We start from the raw sequence: 20,489 nt of genomic DNA, 5'->3' as shown, positions 1-20,489 counted from the left end.
AAAGCTATCAATCAGGAAATTTAATACTCAAGTTCGCGGCATACGCGATATGCCTACCCGGTATCTGGTTATGGCAGTTCGACTACAAATGCCCTGCTGAGCTAGGCGAGCAGGCCGAGGGCATTGCACCCTCGGTCCCAACCCTTTAAAGGCTCCAATGAACGAAGCCTTTCTGAAGCGGCTATGCAATCAAGCCCGCTTGCACCTACGCGGCAGCCGCCGCAATCTCCAGCAATGCTGCCCCTTCCTTCACCTGCTCGCCCTTTTGGAAGAACACCTCGGCGACCTGTCCCGCCTGCGGAGCCAGAATGGTGTGTTCCATCTTCATTGCTTCCAGGATCATCAAGGGCTGGCCTTTCTCCACCGTATCGCCCGTGCGCACATGGACGGCCACGACGGTGCCTGGCATGGGCGCGGTCAGGCCGCCGCCCGCTTCGGCGGCTTCCAGGCCGGCCAGCAGCGGGTTGAACGGGTGCAGTACGGTATTGCGGCCGTCGTGGACCAAGGTCAGCGTATCGGCTTGGCGGACCACGCTGACGGCCAGGCGGTAGCCGTCCAGCGTGGCGTCCAGGCGGTGGCCGTCCAGTGTCCCGTGCGCCACCAGGCGGTCGCCGCCGATTTCCAGCAGATAGGCATCGTCCTGGTAGTGGGCGATCACGGCGTGCTCGTCCTCGCCGCAGCGGAAGTGCAGGGCATGGCGATTGTCCTGGTTAAGGCGCCAGCCGTCGGTGTGCCACCAGGGTGAGTCGGCATCGTTGGAGCGGTCGCGGGCGATGCCCACTTGCGCTTCCAGCAAGGCCAGTTCGGCCAAGGCGGCCAGGGCCAGCGTCTCGGCCGTGATGGGCGCGGCAGCCGGGATCAGCTCGTTGTGATGGTGTTTGATAAATCCGGTGTCGAGTTCGGCGGCGCGGAATGCCCGGTGCCCGGCCAGGCGGCCCAGGAAGTCCAGGTTGGTCGGCAATCCGACCACCTCGTACTCCTCCAGGGCGGCGGACAGACGGTCCAATGCACGCTCGCGGCTTTCGTCCCAAACGATCAGCTTGGCGATCATCGGGTCGTACCAGGGTGAGATTTCGTCGCCACTGCTTACGCCGGTGTCCACCCGCACATGGACGGATTCGGCCGGCTGCTTCAGATGGGTGAGCCGGCCGATCTGCGGCAGGAAGTCGCGGGCAGGGTCTTCGGCGTAGACCCGCGCTTCGAAGGCATGGCCATGGATGCGCAATTCATCTTGCCGTTTTGGCAGGGCTTCGCCGCTGGCCACCCGCAGTTGCCATTCCACCAGATCGGTGCCGGTAATCATTTCGGTGACCGGGTGCTCGACCTGGAGGCGGGTGTTCATCTCCATAAAGTAGAAATCGTCCGACAGTGTGTCGAAGATGAATTCCACCGTGCCGGCGCCGACATAGCCGACCGCCTTGGCGGCCCGTACCGCTGCTTCGCCGATCTGGGCGCGCAACTGGGCGCTGAGTCCCGGTGCGGGTGCTTCTTCCAGGACTTTCTGGTGGCGGCGCTGTACCGAGCAATCGCGTTCGAACAGGTAGACCGCCTCGCCCAAGGTGTCGGCGAACACCTGGATCTCGATATGGCGGGGCTTGGTCAGGTACTTTTCGATCAACACTTCGTCATCGCCGAAGCTGGCGGTCGCTTCCCGCTTGGCGGAAGCCAATTGACCGGCGAAATCCTCGCTCCGTTCGACTATCTTCATGCCCTTGCCGCCACCGCCGGCGCTGGCCTTGATCAAGGCGGGGTAGCCCATGCGATCGGCCTGCTGCTGCAGGAAGGCGGCATCCTGCTCATTGCCGTGATAGCCGGGCACCAAGGGCACCCCGGCGCCTTCCATCAGGGTCTTGGCGGCCGATTTCGAACCCATGGCCGCGATGGCGGCGGGGGGCGGGCCGATAAAGACCACACCAGCCTGGGCACAGGCCTCGGCGAAGTGTTCGTTCTCGCTGAGAAAGCCGTAGCCGGGGTGGATGGCTTGCGCGCCGGTACGTTTGGCGATGGCCAGGATCAGTTCCGTTTGCAGGTACGAATCGCGCGGTGCCGGCGGCCCCAGCCGGAAAGCTTCGTCGGCCAGCTTGACGTGGCGGGCGCCGGCATCGGCGTCGGAGTAGACCGCCACCGTCTTGATGCCCAGCTTGCGGGCCGTCTGGATAACCCGGCAGGCGATTTCACCACGGTTGGCGATCAGTATCTTTTTAAACATTGGCGCTCTCGGCAAAGCTTGTTGTGATGTGCGAGATAAGGGTGGCCGCGCCGCCCCGATAGGGAACGGCGCGCGGGCGTGGGTAAGGGCTTTAGTGCTTGACCCAGTTGGGCGGGCGCTTTTCCAGGAAGGCGGTCAGTCCCTCCTGGCCTTCGGGGCTGACCCGCTGGCTGGCGATACGCTGGGCGCACAGATCGTTCAACTCGCTGCAGATCGGACGGTTGGATACTTCCGCGACCAGCCGCTTGGCGGCCAGCATGGAAGCCGGGCCATTGTTGAGCAACTGGGTCGCCCAGCTGGTGGCCAATACGGTGACCTCGTCCTGCGGGGCGATCTCGTGTACCAGGCCGAGGCGCAGCGCGGTGTCGGCACTGAAGCGCTCGGCCGACAGGAAGTAGCGGCGGGCCTGGCTGTTGCCTATCTTGCGTACTACATAGGGCGAGATCACGGCGGGAATCAGTCCCAGCTTGACTTCGGTCAGCGCGAACATGGCTTCCGGCGCGGCGAATACCATATCGCAACAGGCCACCAACCCTACGCCGCCGCCATAGGCCGGTCCCTGCACCGCCGCCACGGTGGGCTTGCTGAGTGTGTCCAGCGTATGCATCAGTTTGGCCAGCTTGCGGGCATCTTCCAGGTTTTCCGATTCACCGTAGCTGGCCATCCGCTTCATCCAGGCCAGGTCGGCGCCGGCGGAAAAGCTCTTGCCGGCGGCAGCCAGGATAACCACGCGGACGGCCGGGTCGGCGTCCAGCTTGGCCAGTTCGGCGGTCAGCTCCACGATCAGGCCATCGTCGAAGGCGTTATGTCGCTCTGGACGGGTGAGGGTAAGGGTGGCCAAGCCATTGGCGGCGATATGGCGGGTAAGGGCGTTGCTCATTTTGCTGTCTCCTTGTCTATGACCGGTACTTTTGCAAAAACTTGTCCAGCTGTTTGGCGAAAGCCTGCCGGTCCGACTGGCTGAATGGCGCCGGTCCACCGGTTGCTACCCCACTGTTGCGCAGCGATTCCATGAAGTCGCGCATATTCAGGCGCTCCGCCATGTCCTCGGCCGAATAGACTTCACCGCGAGGATTGAGGGCATGGCCACCCTTGTCGATAACCTGTGCCGCCAAGGGGATATCGGCGGTAATGACCAGGTCGCCCGGTTCGACCCGCAACACGATCTCCCGGTCGGCCACGTCGAAACCGGACGGCACTTGCACGCTGCGCAGATAGGCCGAAGGCGGTACGCGCTGCAACTGGTTGGCGACCAAGGTGGTGCACACCTGCCAGCGCTCGGCGGCGCGGTACAGGATCTCCTTGATCACGCCGGGGCAGGCGTCGGCATCGACCCAGATTTGCATGGCTTACATCCGGAACACGCCGAAGCGGGTTTCTTCTATTGGTTTGTTCAAGCTGGCGGAAATGGCCAGCCCCAGCACGCGGCGGCTGTCGCGCGGATCGATGATGCCGTCGTCCCACAGGCGGCTGGTAGCGTAGTAGGGGTGCGATTGCGTCTCGAACTGGTCGCGCAAGGGCTGTTTGATGCCCTCGCGTTCCGCGTCTGAGAGTTGCTGGCCCTTTTTCGCCAAGGCTTCTTCGCGTACCTGCGCCAAAACACCGGCGGCCTGCTCCCCGCCCATCACGGCGATGCGGGCGTTGGGCCACATAAACATGAAATTAGGGCTGTAGGCGCGCCCGCACATCCCGTAATTGCCGGCACCGTAGCTGCCGCCTATCACCAGGGTGAATTTCGGCACCTTGCTGGTAGCGACCGCCGTCACCATCTTGGCGCCATGCTTGGCAATGCCTTCCGCCTCGTACTTCTTGCCCACCATAAAGCCGGTGATGTTCTGCAGGAAAACCAGCGGAATGCCGCGCTGGCTGCACAACTCGATAAAGTGCGCGCCTTTTTGGGCCGACTCGGAGAACAGCACCCCATTGTTGGCGATGATGCCCACCGGCATGCCGTAGATATGGGCGAAGCCGGTGACCAGGGTGGTGCCGTAGGTTTCCTTGAACTCGTCGAACTTGCTGCCGTCGACGATACGGGCGATCACCTGGCGGATATCGAACGGTTTCTTCAGGTCCGCACCGACGATGCCGTATAGCTCTTCACCCGGATAGAGGGGGGCTTCGACCGGCTTGCGCGCCACGGTCATCGGTTTGGTCCAATTGAGATTGGCGACGATGCGCCGGACCTGGTCCAGGGCGTGCGCATCGTTATGGGCGTAGTAGTCGGCCACGCCGCTGATCTTGGCATGCACGTCGGCGCCGCCCAATTCCTCGGCGCTGACCACTTCGCCGGTAGCAGCGCGTACCAGCGGCGGCCCGGCCAGGAAGATGGTGGCCTGGCCCTTCACCATTACGCTGTAATCGGACATCGCCGGCACATAGGCACCACCGGCGGTACAGCTGCCCATCACGGCGGCGATCTGCGGTACGCCCTGGGCACTGAGATTGGCCTGGTTATAAAAGATGCGGCCAAAATGGTCGCGGTCGGGGAAGACCTCGTCCTGGTTGGGCAGGTTGGCGCCGCCGGAATCGACCAGGGCGATGCAGGGCAGCCGATTCTGCATGGCGATCTCCTGCGCGCGCAGATGCTTCTTCACCGTCAGCGGGTAGTAGGTACCGCCTTTGACCGTCGCGTCATTGGCGATGATCATGCATTCGATGCCGGATACCCGGCCGATGCCGGCGATCAGGCCGGCACTGGGGACCTGGTCGTCATATTGGCCATGTGCCGCCAGTTGTCCGATCTCCAGGAAGGGTGAGCCGACGTCCAGCAGTTGCGCCACACGGTCGCGCGGCAACAGTTTGCCGCGCGCGGTATGGCGGTCGCGGGCCACCTGGCCGCCACCCAGTTCCACGCGGGCGGCCTGGTCGCGCAGATCGTCCACCAGGGCCTGCATGGCGGCGCGATTGGTCTGGAATTGCTCGGCTTTGGGATTGATGGTGTTGGGTAGCGTATTCATGGGCGATCTGGCTGGGACAGGCTGGACTGTCGGAGTGGAAGGGGAGGGCTTACACCGAACGGCGCGTCTCGACGGTAGGGACGGATTCGGCCGGCGCGAACACCACCAGTACGTCCAATGCCGCCGTGACCTCGCTGAAACGGGCCAGCGCCTTGGCCGGGACATGGACGATGCTGCCGGCTTGTACGGCGATGCGATCGTCGTCCACCTGCAACGTGGCATGACCGCGTATTACATAGAACAGCAGGTCTTCCTGGTGAGCGCCCTGGGCATCGTGATTGCCCGGCTGCAAATGGTAGAGGCCGGCGCTCATATCGCGGGCGCGCAGGAACTCGTGATAGGGCTGGCTATGGGTCTGCCGGTCCTGGCTGATGGCGTCTAGATGGAAAGTCTGCATGCGATTCCTGGTTCAGGCCTGCTGAAAACGGTAAATGGCTTTGGGTTTGCCGGGGTTCGGTCGTGCATCTGTCTATAGCAAGGCGGTATCGAAGGCCAACAGGGCCTCGATGACTTCCGGCAGGGCGGGATGGCAACGCTGTTCGCTACAGCGGACAAAGCCCAGCGTCTGGTAGAAGCGCATGGCTGGTTGGTTGCCGTCCACCACCCAGGCATTGATGCGCTCGGCACCCTGCTCCGCCAGCCAGCGGGTGGCCGTATCGACCAGGCGGCCACCCGCGCCGCCACGGCGGAAAGCCGGTTCCACCCACATATTGCAGATATAGGCATGGTCGCGCCGACCGCCTTCCAGATAGGCGCCGGCCATGCCGACCGGCTTGCCGGCGCGGTACAGCACGAACGTCGCAGAATCGCTGCTGCTGGCATAGCGTTGGACGTGCTCATCCCAATATTGCGCCGGCCGGGCGGCCACTTCGGCATAGCGGCGGCCGAAGGCGTCTGGCGCTTCTTGCAGCCCGGACAGACGCAGGCCGCGCAGGACGTCGGCCTGGTCGGGACGAATACGTTGAATTTGCTCTTGCATTACTGCTGTCTTCTTTCGGTGGGCACTTCAATACATCCTAGATATCCTGGCCGATGGCGCGTCCTATCACGATACGCTGGATATCGCTGGTCCCCTCGTAGATCTGGCAGACACGGACATCGCGGTAAATACGCTCGACCGGGAAATCGCTCAGGTAACCATAGCCGCCATGGATCTGAATGGCATCCGAGCATACGCGCTCGGCCATCTCGCTGGCGAACAGCTTGGCCATGCTGGCTTCCTTCAGGCAGGGCAGGCCCGCGTCCTTCAGGCTGGCGGCATGCCAGATCAATTGGCGGCTGGCTTCGAGTTGTGTGGCCATATCCGCCAGCCGGAAGTTCACCGCCTGGTGTTCGAAAATCGGTTTGCCGAAGCTGACGCGTTCGCGGCTGTAGCGCAAGGCGCACTCATAAGCGGAACGCGCCATCCCCAGGGCCTGCGCGGCAATACCGATGCGGCCCGATTCCAGGCTGGCCAGCGCGACCTTGTAGCCTTCGCCTTCCAGGCCCAGCAGATTCGTTGCCGGCACACGGCAGCCGTCCAGCACGATGGCGCAAGTATCGCTGGCGGCCTGGCCCAGCTTCTTTTCCACGCGCGCCACATTGTAGCCAGGCGTATCGGTGCGAACGATAAAGGCGCTCAGGCCTTTCTTGCCGGCGGCCGGGTCGGTGACGGCGATCACGATGGCCAGCTGGCTGTTCTTGCCGTTGGTGATGAATTGCTTGGCGCCATTGAGCACGAAGCTGTCGCCGTCACGTACCGCCCTGGTCTTGATGGCGCTGGCTTCCGAGCCGACCTGCGGCTCGGTCAGGCAGAAGCTGGCCAGCCAGTCGCCGCTGGCCAGCTTGGTCAGGTATTCGGTTTTTTGCACATCGTTGCCGAAGGCCAGGATAGGACCGCAACCCACCGAGTTGTGTACCGAAACAATGGTGGAGAACGCGCCGTCGCCGGCCGCCAGTTCCTCGATCACCAGGGCGGAAGCGAGGTAGTCCAGCCCGGCGCCTTGCCATTCGGGCGGCACGGTCAATCCGAACAGGCCCAATTCGGCGGCCTGGGCGATTTCGTCATAGGGAAAGGCATGCGTTTCGTCGCGCAAGCCTGCGCTCGGCCACAGCCGCTCACGGGCGAACTCGCGCACGCTGTCCCGTATCATCTGATGTTCTTCGCTCAGTATCATGCCTGCTCCAGTGCTTGCCGCCGTTCACCGCCCTGTGGGGCGGGCGCTAGGGAATGGGGAAGGGCGGGTCGCCAGGCGGTCCGCCCAGATTAGGGCTGCGTCGATCAAGCCGCGGCTTTGCCGTCGGGATCGCGCACTGCTACCCAGATGGCGTTTTCCAGGCTCATTACCAACTCGCCATGCTGGTTGAAGGTGCGCCAGGCCAATTGCACCACGCCGAAGGCCGGCTTGGAGCGGGAGTGCTTGCGGCCCATCACGTCGAACTCGGCGCTCAGCGTATCGCCCGGCTTGACCGGCTGGTGCCACATCACCTTATCCAGCTGCAGACCGACCAAGCCGTTGGCGATCCGGCTCAACTCGCTGCTGGTCAGCATGCGCATGGTGTAAGCGGCGGTCTGCCAGCCGCTGATCACCATGGCGCCGAACACGCTGGCGAGTCCGGCCGCTTCGTCCAGATGAAACGCTTGGGGATCATAGCTGCTGGCGAAGTCGTGTGCCTCGGCCGGGTCCACCGTCACGGGGCCGGCCTTGAAGACGCGGCCGGGCTTGAGATCTTCGAAATAGAGGGTCATGGCATCAAACCAGTTCGATCGCCAAGGCGGTGGCTTCGCCGCCGCCTATGCACAGGCTGGCCACGCCGCGTTGCTTGCCGTATTGCCGAAGCGCATGGATCAGGGTGGCAACGATGCGGGCGCCGGACGCGCCGATAGGGTGGCCAAGGGCGCAAGCGCCGCCGTGTACATTGACCTTTTCGTGCGGCAAGGCCAATTCGTGCATGGCGGCCATGGTGACGACGGCGAACGCTTCGTTGATCTCATAGAGATCGACGCTATCGGCGCTCCAGCCGGTCTTTTCGAACAATTTCTTCATGGCGCCCACTGGCGCGGTGGTGAACCAGCCGGGTTCCTGCGCATGGCTGGCATGGCCGACGATGCGGGCCAGCGGCTTGAGGCCACGTGCCTTGGCATCCGTTTCGCGCATCAGCACCAACGCGGCGGCGCCATCCGAGATGGACGAGGCATTGGCGGGCGTGATGGTGCCATCCTTGCGGAAAGCCGGCTTCAAGGTGGGGATCTTTTCCGGCTGTGCCTTCAGCGGCTGCTCGTCTTGTGCGATGGTCACATCGCCCTTGCGGCCGGCCACCAGGACCGGGCAGATCTCGGCCTGGAAACAGCCGTCCTTGATGGCTGCAACGGCACGCGAAAGCGAGGCGAGCGCAAAGTTATCCTGCGCTTCGCGGCTGAAGCCATACTTGTCGGCGCATTCTTCGGCGAAGCTGCCCATCAGGCGGCCCTTGTCATAGGCATCCTCCAGGCCATCCAGGAACATATGGTCCTTCAGTTCGCCGTGGCCCAGGCGGTAGCCGGCGCGGGCCTTTTGCAGCAGATAGGGTGCATTGCTCATGCTTTCCATGCCGCCGGCCACCATCACCGTGTTGTTGCCGGCGCGCAGCATATCGTGCGCCAGCATGATGGCCTTCATGCCGCTGCCGCACATCTTGTTGATGGTGGTGCAATTCGTCCCCAGGGGCAGGCCGGCCCCCAGCGCAGCCTGGCGGGCGGGCGCCTGGCCCTGGCCTGCCGGCAGCACATTGCCCATGATGACTTCTTCCACATCGCCGGCCGCCAGGCCGGCGCGTTCGACCGCCGCCTTGATCGCCACCGCGCCCAGTTGCGAAGCGGTCAGGCTGGCGAAGTCGCCCTGCAGCCCGGCCATGGGGGTACGCGCGGCGGAAACGATGACAATGGATTCGGACATGATGGCTCCTGAAAGATGAATGGTATGACTTATCAACGGGGATGGTGGCCGTGATCGGCCACCCGAATGGTGGGGAAAAATCGCGCGATATCGCTATAACAACGGTGATACCGCTTCATTTCCGGTCTACCCTATGTGCTCGCGCGTACTGCTGGTGTTGCTGAGTATTTTGGCCGGCGCGCCGTCTTTGGCTGCGTGCAGCCGTGTCTTGCGGGTGCCATTCGAGGATTGGCCGCCGTATGCCTTTTTGGCTTCCGGCCGGCAGCCCGCCGGCATGGAAGTCGAGATGTTGACGGCGGTGGCCCGCGAGGCCGGTTGTCCTGTCAAGTTCGTATTCGATATCCCGCGCAAGCGCCGAGGCTTGATGCTGCGGCAAGGCGAGCTGGACTTGCTGCTGGCCGCCTCCGATACCGCCGAGCGACGCCAGTACGCCTGGTTTACCCGCCCTTACCGCAATGAGGACGTGGCGGCTTTTACCCTGCGCGGCAATCATTCCGCCAGCCGCCTGACCAGCCTGGTCATGGCGTTGCAAGGCCGCTATGGGCTGATCGCGCCCAGCGACGGCTGGTACGGCGCCACATTCGACGGCCTGGTGCGCGAGTTCGCCGCGGCCGGGCTGCTGACCCGCTACGAAAGCTACGCGCAGGCCATGCGCATGTTGGGCGGCGATCGCGGACAGGTATTGATCGGCGACCGCTTCGCCCTGCTGGATGCGGCCCGCCAGAACGATATCAAACTGCTGTCCCTGCCCTTTAACGTCAATCACGATCCGGTCCACTTTATGCTCAGCCGCCGCAGCTTGCAGGAGAGCGACCTGGCCGCCCTGAACCGGGCCATCGTCCGGCTGGAGCGGCGCGGTACGCTCAGCGACATTCGCGCGCGTTATCTGGACAGCCTTACTTCGTCTCGTTGAACAGCTCGCGGCCGATCAGCATGCGGCGGATTTCGCTGGTGCCGGCGCCGATCTCATACAGCTTGGCATCGCGCCACAGGCGCGCCACCGGGTATTCATTGATATAGCCGTTGCCACCCAGCGTCTGGATCGCCTCGCCAGCCATCCAGGTGGCTTTCTCGGCGGCGTACAGAATGGCGCCGGCGGCATCCTTACGGGTGGTCTCGCCACGGTCCAAGGCACGGCCGACGGTATAGACATAGGCGCGACAGGCACTCCAGGTGGCGTACATATCGGCCAGCTTGCCTTGCATCAGCTCGAATTCGCCGATGGCCTGGCCAAACTGTTTACGCTCGTGCACGAAAGGCACCACCGCATCCATGGCGGCGGCCATGATGCCCAGCGGGCCGCCGGACAACACGGCGCGCTCGTAATCGAGCCCGCTCATCAGCACATTGACCCCACGGCCGACGGCGCCCAGCACGTTTTCTTCCGGCACCATCACATCGTCGAAGAACAGCGGATAGGTGTTGGAACCGCGCATGCCCAGCTTGTCCAATTTGCTGCCGTGGCTGAAGCCGGCCATACCCTTTTCGATCAGGAAGGCGGTCATGCCGCGGGCGCCGGCATCCACATCGGTCTTGGCATAAACCACCAATACGTCGGCATCGCCGCCGTTGGTAATCCACATCTTGGAACCGTTCAAGACATAGTGGTCGCCTTTCTTGTCGGCGCGCAGCTTCATGCTGACCACGTCCGAGCCGGCGTTCGGCTCCGACATCGCGAGGGCGCCGACATGCTCGCCGGATACCAGCTTGGGCAGGAATTTGCGCTTTTGCGCTTCCGTGCCGTTCTTATTGATCTGGTTGACGCATAGATTGGAATGCGCGCCGTAGGACAGGCCCACCGACGCCGAGCCACGGGAGATTTCCTCCATGGCGACGATATGGGCCAGGTAACCCATATTGGTCCCGCCATACTCCTCCGACACCGTCAGGCCCAGCAGGCCCATCTCACCGAGTTGGCGCCAAAGCGGAGCGGGGAACAGATTGTCGGTATCGATGGCTGCCGCGTGCGGCGCGATTTCTGCTGCGACAAAGGTCTGCACGGCGGCGCGCAGCATATCGATGTCTTCGCCTAGGCCGAAGTTGAGGGCGGGGATATGCATGGTGTCGTCTCCTGAAGGGCGTCGGCGCATCGGCGCGACAGCCGATGCCGGGCGAGCCCGGCAGACGGGCTCAAGCAATTGCTCGATACTGTAAGTTACGTTGACGTCAACGTCAATTGCTCCGGCGGAACGGTGCAGCTAGTCGCGCAGCAGGCACTCGGCTTCCTGCTCAAGCTTGTCCATTTCCAGCAGGATGGCATCGATATCGGCCCTTTGCTGCACCAGCGCCTCGCGCTTGGGCCGCAGGAATTCCAGCAGCTTGACCAGCTGCGGCCGTTCGTCCCGCGCTGCGTCATACAGGGCGAACAGCTCATAGGTTTCCTGCAGGGAAAAACCCAACCGTTTGCCGCGCAGGATCAGTTTGAGGCGGGTACGGTCGGCCCGGGTAAAGACCCGGTTGCGGCCTTGGCGGCCCGGGGCCAGCAAGCCCTCGTGTTCGTAGTGGCGGATGGCGCGCGGGGTGAGATCGAATTCTCGGGCCAGCTCGGTAATGGTAAAGATGCGGTCGTCTGGCATGGCTTGGGGTTTTGTCTGGTTGTTTTATATGTCCCAACGAAGATAGCAGAGGGGGGCGGGGCTGTCATAATCACTGTCTATTCTCCTTGCGCCTGGCGGGCACCTCATGAGCTCTTCTCCCGATCTGATCGAATTGGTTTCCCCTCATGGCCGGGCACGGGTCAGCCGTCAGGGCGCACAAGTGCTGGACGCGCAGTTGCAGGGCCGCCCCTTGCTATGGTTGTCGCCGCTGGCTTTGTTCGAAGCCGGCAAGGCGATCCGGGGCGGCGTGCCGATCTGTTTTCCCTGGTTCGGCAAGCATCCGGCGGGTTTGCCGGCGCATGGCTTTGCCCGCAACCATGATTGGAACTTGCTTGAGCAGCGCGCCGATCGGGTGTGCTTCGAATTGCGCGACGACCCGCGCAGTCGGGCGCTATGGCCATTTGCTTTCCGCCTGACGCTGGCCATCACCCTCGATAGCCGCTTGCATTTCGACTTCCGGGTGGAGAATCGCGATACCCAGTCGTTCGATTTCAGCTACGCCCTGCATAGCTACTTCGCAGTGGGCGATTGCCGCGAATGCAGCCTGGACGGCCTGGCCGGACGGCTGCGCCGCGAGGTGGGCCATGTCACCACGCCGCAGCCCGGCAGTATTGCGCTGGCGCTTCCGATAGACGCCAATTTCGAATCGGCACCCGACCCGTTGGCGCTGCATGACGGTGACCGCACCATCGAGATTGCAGCCGAGGGGATGCGTAGCGCAGTGGTCTGGAACCCTGGCGCCGCGGCGGAAACCGTCGCGGATATTGGGCGGCACTGGCCGGAATATGTCTGCGTGGAACGGGGCAATATAGGCGCTGCTACGGTTACGCTGCTACCTGGCGAAACGCATCGCGCCGGTATGGATCTGGGCTGGTACGAAAAGGGCAGGTAATAGGCTGGTAACCAGCCATCGTCCCACCGGCTGGCAGGCCGCGCAGCCACTGTCGCCCTGCGCTAGACTGTAGCGTTACCCCCTGGTACGACACTGATGTCCTTGCCCGACTTCCACCAGCTGTTCATCTGTTCCGCCGAGGAACTGGACGACCCCGGCGGGATCGCCGACGCCTTGTTGGAAGCGGCCAAGTCGGCCCAGCTCGGGGTATTCGTCTGGGAAGTCAGCGCCGGACGCTTGATCTGGAATGATGGCATGTACCGCGCCTACGGCCTGGCCCATGGCGCCCAGCTTGACGGCAATGCCTGGCTGGCGCTCCTGCATCCCGACGATTTGCTCAAGGTCAGCGAGGAAGTGGGCGCCGCATTGCGGGGCGAGCGGCCCTACGACACCGTGTTTCGGGTGCGCGCGCCCGATGGCGGTTGGCGCCATATCCACGGCACCGCCTGGGTGGAGCGCAATGCCGCCGGCCAGCCGCTGCGCATGGCCGGTATCAACCAGGATGTCAGCATCAGCCACCGTTTCGACCTGCTGGTCAAACAGGTGCAAGCCAGTACCGCCAACCGGGTTGGCCGTGGTTTTCTCGGCGCCCTGGCCAATGCGCTTTGCCAGGCCTTGGGTGTGCGCTACGCCATGGTGCTGGAGACCTTTCCCGCCGGCTCGGCTAGTCATGCCCGTACGCTGGCGCTGAGCGTACAGGGCGTGGAGAGTGAACCGCGCGAGTTTGCCCTCGCCGGCACCCCTTCGGCCGAAGTGTTGGCCGGCCACGAGGGTTCGTATCCGCGCGATGTGCAGCAACAGTTCCCGGATGCGGTTCTCCTGCGCGACCTGGCGGTGCAGAGCTACCTGGGCGTGCCCTTGGTCGCATCCGATGGCACGATGCTGGGCCTGATCGCCGTGCTGCACGATCAGCCCTACGAAGATGGCAGCATGGCGCGCAGACTGATGGAGCTGTTCGCGGGGCGCACGGCGGCGGAATTGGAGCGCTTGCGCCGCGAAGTGGAGGTACGGCGGCTCAATGCCGAGCTCGAGGGCAGGGTGGCGGCCCGTACCGAGCATGTGAAGCGCACGATGCGCGAATTGGAAGCCTTTACCTATGCGGTTTCGCACGATCTGAACGCACCGCTGCGGGCGGTGCATGGCTTCGGTTCCATCCTGCGCGAAGATTATGCCGACCGTTTGGACGACGCCGGCCGCGATTACCTGGAACGTACCCTGAACGCCGCCGAGCGGATGGGGCGGCTGTTGGATGACCTGGTCAGCTTGTCCAAGATATCGTTGCGGCCGCTCAATGTCGGCAAGGTCCACCTTACCCAGCTGGCCCTGGAAATCGTCGCCGACCTGCAGAACCAGCATCCGCATAGCGGAATGGAAGTGACCATCAGCCCCCATCTGGTGGTGCATGCCGATCCCGGTTTGATGCGCATCCTGCTGGATTGCCTGCTGCGTAACGCCTGGCGTTTCACCGAGCATATGGCGAAGCCGAGCATTGCCTTGTTCGAGCGGCAGAATGCGGGCCGCCGCGAATTCGTGGTACAGGACAACGGGAGCGGCTTCGACGCACCCACCGCCGAGCGGCTGTTCGCACCCTTCCAGAGTTTTCAGGGCGAAGGCGGCTTTACCGGTGGCGGCACCGGCCTGGCCATCGCCCAGCGAGTGATCCACCGCCACCATGGCGGTATCTTGTCGCAGAGCCGGCCCGGTGAAGGGGCTGCCTTTGCGTTCTGGCTTCCGCCTGCCGGCGAACTGATGGCGCTACTGGCCGGCGACGAGTCTTAGCCGGCACCCAAAAAAAGTGGCAGGAAGTTGCCCCTGCAAGCCGGAGGAAGCGCATGTTGCTGATACGTCCCGCCCAGCCCGATGACGCGGCGGATTTTCGCCATTTCTTCGCCGAACTGATCGCCGGCGCCGACACCATGCTGGTGACGCCGGAAGAATATGCGCAGCGTACCGTCGTCGAGGTCGCGGCCAATTTCCGGCGTTTCGCCGAGCATGACAACCATCGCTTCCTGCTGGCCCTGGTCGACAACAAACTGGGTGGATTTATCTCGGTGGCAGGCGGCGCCGCGCGCAAGAGCTGGGGATGCGGCTATATCGTGGCCGGCGTTGCCGAAGCGCACCGGCGCCAGGGCATAGGCCTGACCCTGTTCGCCACCGCGGAAGCCTGGGCACGGCAGGCTGGCTTATGGCGGCTGGAACTGACGATGATGGCGCACAACGACGCCGGCCGTGCCTTGTATCGACGTGCGGGTTTCGTGGAGGAGGGCGTGAAGCGTGGCTCCCTGCATTGCGACGGCCGGGTGGTCGACGAAGTATGGATGGGCAAACTCCTGTTCGATCCCTTGTCTATATAAGTAGCCTGCCACCAGACGACGCCCTCGCGGCGGGAGTCCATGCCGAAACTATCCTTACGCACCACGCTGGCCCTGTCTTTCGCCTCGATATCCGTGCTGATGTCGTTGCTACTGTCCCATTCCCTGGAACGGTTGGCCAACGTGCCGGTGGGGTGTCTGCAAAGCATCGTGCTGATGGCCGGTGTCGCCATGGCGGTACTGTCTGCCTTGTTCGGCGTTTTGCTGGCGGGCCGCATGGCTCGGCCAATGATGCAACTGAGCGATGCAGCCGACCGGCTGCGCCGTGGCGAGGACGATGCCGCCATCCCCACGGAAACGGCATTCCGAGAGACCTGGCAGCTATCCAGCTCGTTCCGGCGCTTGATTGACACGCTGCGGGCGGAACAGACCAAGCTCGGGGTTCTCAATGCTGCGCTGGAAGAGCAGGTCAGCGCCCGTACGCTTATGCTGGATACCGCCAATCGCCTTCTGTTCGACTCCCTGGAAGAAAGGCAGCAGTTGGTGGATCGCCTGAAGGAGCTGGCAAATACCGACAGCCTGACGCAATTGCTGAATCGGCGTGCCTTCCAGGAGCGGGCCGATATCGAGTTCAAGCGTCTGGATCGGCAATCGGCAACCTTGTCGGTGTTTATCTTCGATATCGATCATTTCAAACGCATCAATGACGGGTACGGCCACGAAACCGGCGATGAGGCCATCCGTATGCTGGCGCGTACGGCGGCCGGCGAACTACGCGAAATGGACGTACTGGCGCGCTTCGGCGGCGAGGAGTTTGTCGCCCTCCTGCCCGACGCCGACCTGGCCACGGCCATGGAGGTCGCGGAACGCCTGCGTGCCAAGATCACCACGCTGCGCATCGCCACGCCCGCCGGCCCGATCGCGATGACGGCCAGCTTCGGCGTGGCGCAATGGGTACCGCAGGTGGGAATCGATACCTTGATCGCCCGTGCCGACCAGGCCTTGTATGGGGCCAAGCATACCGGGCGGGATCGGGTGGTGGCTTGGGACGAGTAAGTCTGTGCGGAACACCGAACCCAACACTTAGGTTTTGGCCAGCACCGTAAAACCGCACAGCACATATTCCGGCAGTATCTCCAGCGTCGGCCCCAACTGAATGCTGAAGCTTTTACCCCCAGCGCTCAAGTTGACGATCTGCCCGACCTGGTAGCCATGACGTTGCAGCAGCAACATGCGGCCGTGCGGCGATTCGGCGCAGTAAAGGGCGGGCAGCTTGCCGGCTGGGCCTTCCAGCAGCACGGCGGCGGGTTTGCTCGCCAGGCGTTCGGCGCCCACCTTGATCTGGCCTTCGCGGGTTTTGTGCAGGCGGCGCACCACGGCCAGGCAGATGCCGTGTTCGTCTTTCAAGGCGAGGATTTCGCCCACTGTCATCTTGTCGTCGAAATGCGCTTTATAGTGCGCACCCAGGCCGTTGGCGCTCTCATCGCCCAGCATCCAGCTTTCCCAGCCGGTCTGGCTGTTCTCCCGCAGGAGCCGGCCGATATGGTCCATGCCGACGGCGGCGCCGGCTTCCCGTTCCTTGTGGCGCCTTTCGCTGCGGCGCGAGCGGGCCTGGCCCTCGCGTGAATAGACCACCGCCAGGTCGGTATAGAGGCGGGTCAGCGAGTCGCCCTCGGCCGGGTCATGGTGCTTGCCGCCGCGGCCGGCTTCCCTGGCCAGCTCGCCCAGGTAATTGGCTAGCGGTTCGGTATCGAGATAGCGATAGCGTTCGCCCACCATATTGCGGCGCAGCTTCATCGGCGGCTTGGGCTCGTCCAGGTTGATGGCGAAGGTCTGGTCGCGCGGACGGATGATTTTTTCCAGGGCGGCATATTCCAGCCAACCGTCCACCCAGCCGTCTATCATCCACAGCTCTTCGACCCGACGCCGTTCCGGTTCGGCCAGTTTGAGCAGCAGCGCATGGCGATAGACCCGGCCGACGCTGAGCGGGGCAACGTCCGGATAGGGCGCGATGGGTTTGCTGGAAAAGCCGGCCGCTTCGGCGATCTGGTAGAGCCGGTTCAAGCTGCGCCATATGCGCGGCTCGGCATCGTAGTAACGCATATAGGCCCATTTGGCCTGTTCGGCGTAATAGGCGAGGGCACGCAGGGTGATCAGCTCGGCGTCGCCTGCGAAGCGCGCGCTAGGCGATTGGGCGTGCTGTTTCAGGCAAAGCTTGTAGGCGGACGCCAGCTCTTTCCAGCAAGCCAGCAAACTCGGCTGAATTTGTTGGGGCAGAATGGTGTCTATGTGTTCTTCGCCGCGAAATACCTTCACCAGCAGGGCGGCCAGGGGGCGCGCCTTCTCGTCGAATGCCTGCACCGCGCGGTAGCGGTCCTTCAGGCCAATGCGCGGATTGCGGTTCAGGGCGGCAAGCGCCTTGATGATCTCGGTCAGTACGATCAATGTCTCGTGGCGAGGCAAATTGATCAGCATCCGGGTGGCGGTAGGGCCGGCCTCTTCATCTTCGCGCGCGCGGCGCATCAGCGCGTCGATAAGGCCTTTGAAATCGAACATGTCTTGGGCGTTTTTTATTGGGCGGCAGCCGATTTACACCGGACGGTCGGATTGGGCTGCTGTGGTAAAATTACGCAATTTTGCCGCACCGCGCTATGCGTGGTTTTTTATTTTTGTATCAGGCGCCGATCAGGGCGCCTTCTGGGAGTACTCCAAGGTGATCAACACCGCCAATATCACCATGCAATTCGGTGCCAAGCCCTTGTTCGAAAAAGTGTCCGTCAAGTTCGGCGGCGGCAACCGCTATGGCTTGATCGGCGCCAATGGTTCGGGCAAATCCACCTTTATGAAGATCCTCGGCGGCGACCTCGAACCGTCGGCAGGCAATGTCAGTCTCGACCCCGGCGTCCGGCTTGGCAAGTTGCGGCAGGACCAATTCGGTTATGAAGATCAGCGCGTGATCGACGTGGTGCTGCAAGGGCACGGCGAGCTATGGACCTGCCGGCACGAGAAGGATGCGATCTACGCCAATCTCGACGCCACCGAAGATGATTATATGCGTGCCGCCGAGTTGGAAGTGAAGTTCGGCGAGATGGGCGGCTACGATGCCGAGGCACGCGCGGGCGCCTTGTTGCTGGGCGCGGGTGTGCCTATCGAACAGCATTTCGGCCCCATGAGCGAAGTCGCGCCGGGCTGGAAGCTACGGGTGCTGCTGGCGCAGGCGCTGTTCAGCGATCCGGATGTGCTGCTGCTGGACGAGCCGACCAATAATCTGGATATCAACACCATTCGCTGGCTGGAAGAGACGCTGAACGAGCGTAATTCCACCATGATCATCATTTCCCACGATCGTCACTTCCTGAACCAGGTCTGCACCCATATGGCCGACCTGGACTACAGCACCATCCAGATCTATCCGGGCAACTACGACGACTACATGCTGGCCAGCACGCAAGCGCGCGAACGCCAGCTGGGCGCCAATTCCAAGGCCAAGGAACGAGTGGCCGAACTGCAAGCCTTTGCATCCCGCTTCGCCGCCAACAAGTCCAAGTCGCGCCAGGCGACCAGCCGCTTGAAGCTGGCGGACAAGATCAAGGAAGGCATGGTCGAGGTGAAGCCTTCCTCGCGCCAGAATCCCTATGTCCGGTTCGAATTCGACGACAAGCTCAAACTGCATCGGCAAGCCTTCGAAGCGGCTGGATTGTCCAAGTCCTTCGACAAGCCGCTGATCCAGAACCTGAACCTGATCTTCGAGGCGGGCCAGAAGCTGGCCGTAATCGGCGGCAATGGCGTGGGTAAATCCACCCTGATGAAGATGTTGGTCGAAGTGCTCAAGCCGGACGCCGGTAGCGTGAAGTGGGCGGAGAAGGCCGAGCCGGGTTACTTTGCACAGGACCATGAAGAAGATTTCGACAGCGACGACACCCTGTTCGATTGGATGAAGCAGTGGAGCCGTCCGGGCGACGACGACCAGGTGATACGCGGCATCCTCGGCAAGCTGCTGTTCAGCGGCGACGATGTGAAGAAATGCGTGCGGGTGCTATCCGGCGGTGAAAAGGGCCGCATGCTGTACGGTAAGCTGATCCTGCAGCAGCCGAATGTGCTGGTCATGGACGAACCGACCAACCATATGGATATGGAGTCCATCGAGTCGCTGAACCTGGCGCTCGAACTGTACAAGGGTACCTTGGTGTTCGTATCGCATGACCGCTTGTTCGTGTCGTCGCTGGCGACCCAAATACTTGAATTGAAAGGTGATGGTGGCTATGTTCACTACACCGGTGGGTATGAAGAGTATTTGGCCAGCCAGGGTCTGCAATAATAGTTTTTAACTATACTGTTGTGTTTTGCGTACAGGATGGCAACGCTTATGAAAAGAATCTTTCTTAGAGTTGTCACTCTAGTTTCGTCGTACTATCATGCGCGCACATCTTCAGTGCGCTCGTGAACCAATAACGGGCAATCAGGCCGGTGGCGATCGTCAGCCACCGTCTCGCCGAGTCGCCGCAAAGGCCGCTCAACCGGATAAAGACAAAGAAGAAGCATGGAGAAGACAGAAACGCAGTGCCCCAGAAGGGGTGCTGCGTTTCCCCTTGTGCTTTTGAACGGTTTGTTTCCGGCCCTTACGGCCAGCTCCAAGGAGAGAAAATTATGCGTTTGTCCGGCAAAGTAACCATTATCACCGGTGCCGCCAGCGGCATCGGCCATGCAACCGCCCTGCGTTTCGGCAAGGAGGGCGCCCGTGTCGTGGTCTGCGATCTCAACGCAGGCGGCATCGACACCGTGGTCGGCGAAATCGTGGCGGCTGGCGGCGAAGCCATCGGCTATGTGGTCAATGTCACCAACAAGGAACAGATCGCCGAGATGGTCGCCGGCGTCAAGGCAAAGTGGGGCCGCATCGATGTGCTGGTCAACAACGCCGGCATCGTCGCCGATGCCCAGCTGACCAAGATGACCGAAGACCAGTTCGACCGGGTGATCGATATCAATCTCAAGGGCGTCTACAACTGCACCAAGGCAGTGGTGGATACCATGATCGAACAGGCCGCCGGCGTGATTCTGAACGCCTCCAGCGTGGTGGGCCTGTACGGCAACTTCGGCCAGACCAATTATGCCGCCGCCAAATTCGGCGTGATCGGTTTCACCAAGACCTGGGCCAAGGAGTTGGGCAAGCGCGGCATCCGCACCAACGCCGTTTGCCCTGGCTTCGTCGCGACGCCGATTCTGAAGGACATGCCGGAGAAGGTGATCCAGGCCATGGAAGAAAAGGTACCGATGCGCCGTCTGGCCCAGCCGGAAGAAATCGCCTCGGTCTACCTCTTCCTGGCCAGCGATGATGCCAGCTACATCAATGGCGCGGTGCTGTCGGTGGATGGTGGTTTGGTGATCTGACCCAGCCATTGCTCAACAAAAAAGCCCGTCACACGACGGGCTTTTTTGTTGAAAGCGCCATCGTTGATCTATTGCGCTGAAGACGGGTGCAGAGAGGGGGTATTGACACCGCTGCGCGGTCGGAATTGCTCCAGTACAAGTGATAACTATTTTTAATGGCGATGTATGAGCTGGGGGGAAGTACTCAGGTTTCCGGTCGGCTGCTTGTTAGCACCCCTTG

19 protein-coding genes and 1 pseudogene are annotated in these 20,489 nt (G+C 62.5%); 7 read left to right on the top strand and 13 right to left on the bottom strand.

Annotated elements, in window-relative coordinates:
• Positions 1 to 205: 205 nt before the first annotated feature.
• From FNU76_RS25185 to FNU76_RS05675, 10 genes and pseudogenes are all read right to left on the bottom strand, one after another.
• Positions 206 to 826 (bottom strand): acyl-CoA carboxylase biotin carboxyl carrier protein subunit, encoded by a 621-nt coding sequence (locus FNU76_RS25185; RefSeq protein WP_444542084.1) that lies wholly within the window; start codon positions 824 to 826, stop codon positions 206 to 208.
• A gap of 48 nt (positions 827 to 874) precedes the next feature.
• Positions 875 to 2,209: pseudogene (locus tag FNU76_RS05715) on the bottom strand (acetyl-CoA carboxylase biotin carboxylase subunit); the annotation flags it as partial.
• A 91-nt stretch (positions 2,210 to 2,300) separates the two neighbouring features.
• Positions 2,301 to 3,089 carry an enoyl-CoA hydratase/isomerase family protein gene (locus FNU76_RS05710; RefSeq protein WP_143856809.1) on the bottom strand — a complete coding sequence of 263 codons (789 nt, stop codon included), beginning with the start codon at positions 3,087 to 3,089 and terminating at the stop codon, positions 2,301 to 2,303.
• Positions 3,090 to 3,105: 16 nt separating this feature from the next.
• Positions 3,106 to 3,555, bottom strand: a complete 450-nt coding sequence (locus FNU76_RS05705; protein WP_143856808.1) for a YaiI/YqxD family protein — start codon at positions 3,553 to 3,555, stop codon at positions 3,106 to 3,108.
• Between the two features lie 3 nt (positions 3,556 to 3,558).
• Positions 3,559 to 5,166, bottom strand: coding sequence for a carboxyl transferase domain-containing protein (locus FNU76_RS05700; RefSeq protein ID WP_143856807.1), 1,608 nt, complete (start codon positions 5,164 to 5,166; stop codon positions 3,559 to 3,561).
• Positions 5,167 to 5,215: 49 nt separating this feature from the next.
• The gene (locus FNU76_RS05695) at positions 5,216 to 5,563 is read right to left on the bottom strand and encodes a cupin domain-containing protein (protein ID WP_143856806.1); all 348 of its coding nucleotides are present in this window, start codon (positions 5,561 to 5,563) and stop codon (positions 5,216 to 5,218) included.
• A gap of 72 nt (positions 5,564 to 5,635) precedes the next feature.
• Positions 5,636 to 6,145: a GNAT family N-acetyltransferase gene (locus FNU76_RS05690; RefSeq protein WP_143856805.1), complete on the bottom strand. Its 510-nt coding sequence runs from the start codon at positions 6,143 to 6,145 to the stop codon at positions 5,636 to 5,638.
• Positions 6,146 to 6,182: 37 nt separating this feature from the next.
• Positions 6,183 to 7,322: an acyl-CoA dehydrogenase family protein gene (locus FNU76_RS05685; protein WP_143856804.1), complete on the bottom strand. Its 1,140-nt coding sequence runs from the start codon at positions 7,320 to 7,322 to the stop codon at positions 6,183 to 6,185.
• A gap of 104 nt (positions 7,323 to 7,426) precedes the next feature.
• Positions 7,427 to 7,894, bottom strand: coding sequence for a MaoC/PaaZ C-terminal domain-containing protein (locus tag FNU76_RS05680; protein ID WP_143856803.1), 468 nt, complete (start codon positions 7,892 to 7,894; stop codon positions 7,427 to 7,429).
• Between the two features lie 4 nt (positions 7,895 to 7,898).
• A complete protein-coding gene (locus FNU76_RS05675; protein ID WP_143856802.1) occupies positions 7,899 to 9,080 on the bottom strand; it encodes an acetyl-CoA C-acetyltransferase in 1,182 nt (393 codons plus the stop codon).
• A gap of 133 nt (positions 9,081 to 9,213) precedes the next feature.
• Here FNU76_RS05675 and FNU76_RS05670 point away from each other — a divergent pair, with 133 nt between their 5' ends.
• Complete coding sequence (locus FNU76_RS05670; RefSeq protein ID WP_143856801.1) at positions 9,214 to 9,993, top strand: substrate-binding periplasmic protein; 780 nt, start codon at positions 9,214 to 9,216, stop codon at positions 9,991 to 9,993.
• Here FNU76_RS05670 and FNU76_RS05665 read toward each other — a convergent pair.
• Positions 9,977 to 11,140 (bottom strand): isovaleryl-CoA dehydrogenase, encoded by a 1,164-nt coding sequence (locus tag FNU76_RS05665; RefSeq protein ID WP_143856800.1) that lies wholly within the window; start codon positions 11,138 to 11,140, stop codon positions 9,977 to 9,979. The genes FNU76_RS05670 and FNU76_RS05665 overlap by 17 nt on opposite strands.
• A gap of 138 nt (positions 11,141 to 11,278) precedes the next feature.
• Complete coding sequence (locus FNU76_RS05660) at positions 11,279 to 11,656, bottom strand: MerR family transcriptional regulator (RefSeq protein ID WP_143856799.1); 378 nt, start codon at positions 11,654 to 11,656, stop codon at positions 11,279 to 11,281.
• A gap of 106 nt (positions 11,657 to 11,762) precedes the next feature.
• Between FNU76_RS05660 and FNU76_RS05655 the strand changes: the two genes are divergently transcribed.
• From FNU76_RS05655 to FNU76_RS05640, 4 genes are all read left to right on the top strand, one after another.
• A complete protein-coding gene (locus FNU76_RS05655) occupies positions 11,763 to 12,569 on the top strand; it encodes a D-hexose-6-phosphate mutarotase (protein WP_143856798.1) in 807 nt (268 codons plus the stop codon).
• Positions 12,570 to 12,665: 96 nt separating this feature from the next.
• Positions 12,666 to 14,348, top strand: a complete 1,683-nt coding sequence (locus tag FNU76_RS05650; RefSeq protein WP_143856797.1) for a sensor histidine kinase — start codon at positions 12,666 to 12,668, stop codon at positions 14,346 to 14,348.
• A 53-nt stretch (positions 14,349 to 14,401) separates the two neighbouring features.
• Positions 14,402 to 14,923: a GNAT family N-acetyltransferase gene (locus tag FNU76_RS05645; protein ID WP_143856796.1), complete on the top strand. Its 522-nt coding sequence runs from the start codon at positions 14,402 to 14,404 to the stop codon at positions 14,921 to 14,923.
• 39 nt (positions 14,924 to 14,962) lie between these two features.
• Entirely contained in the window at positions 14,963 to 15,937 is a 975-nt protein-coding gene (locus tag FNU76_RS05640; protein ID WP_143856795.1) for a GGDEF domain-containing protein, read from the top strand.
• A gap of 27 nt (positions 15,938 to 15,964) precedes the next feature.
• Here FNU76_RS05640 and FNU76_RS05635 read toward each other — a convergent pair whose 3' ends face one another.
• Positions 15,965 to 17,437 carry a cyclic-di-GMP receptor FimW-related protein gene (locus FNU76_RS05635; protein ID WP_143856794.1) on the bottom strand — a complete coding sequence of 491 codons (1,473 nt, stop codon included), beginning with the start codon at positions 17,435 to 17,437 and terminating at the stop codon, positions 15,965 to 15,967.
• A 157-nt stretch (positions 17,438 to 17,594) separates the two neighbouring features.
• Here FNU76_RS05635 and FNU76_RS05630 point away from each other — a divergent pair, with 157 nt between their 5' ends.
• Positions 17,595 to 19,199, top strand: a complete 1,605-nt coding sequence (locus FNU76_RS05630; protein WP_144280593.1) for an ABC-F family ATPase — start codon at positions 17,595 to 17,597, stop codon at positions 19,197 to 19,199.
• 329 nt (positions 19,200 to 19,528) lie between these two features.
• Entirely contained in the window at positions 19,529 to 20,269 is a 741-nt protein-coding gene (locus tag FNU76_RS05625) for a beta-ketoacyl-ACP reductase (RefSeq protein WP_143856793.1), read from the top strand.
• Positions 20,270 to 20,489: the final 220 nt, after the last annotated feature.

The sequence above is a fragment of the Chitinimonas arctica genome (assembly GCF_007431345.1).
GTDB lineage: Bacteria > Pseudomonadota > Gammaproteobacteria > Burkholderiales > Chitinimonadaceae > Chitinimonas > Chitinimonas arctica.
The sequence above is the reverse complement of the archived record's forward strand: the minus strand, read 5'-3'. Positions and strand labels throughout refer to the sequence as shown.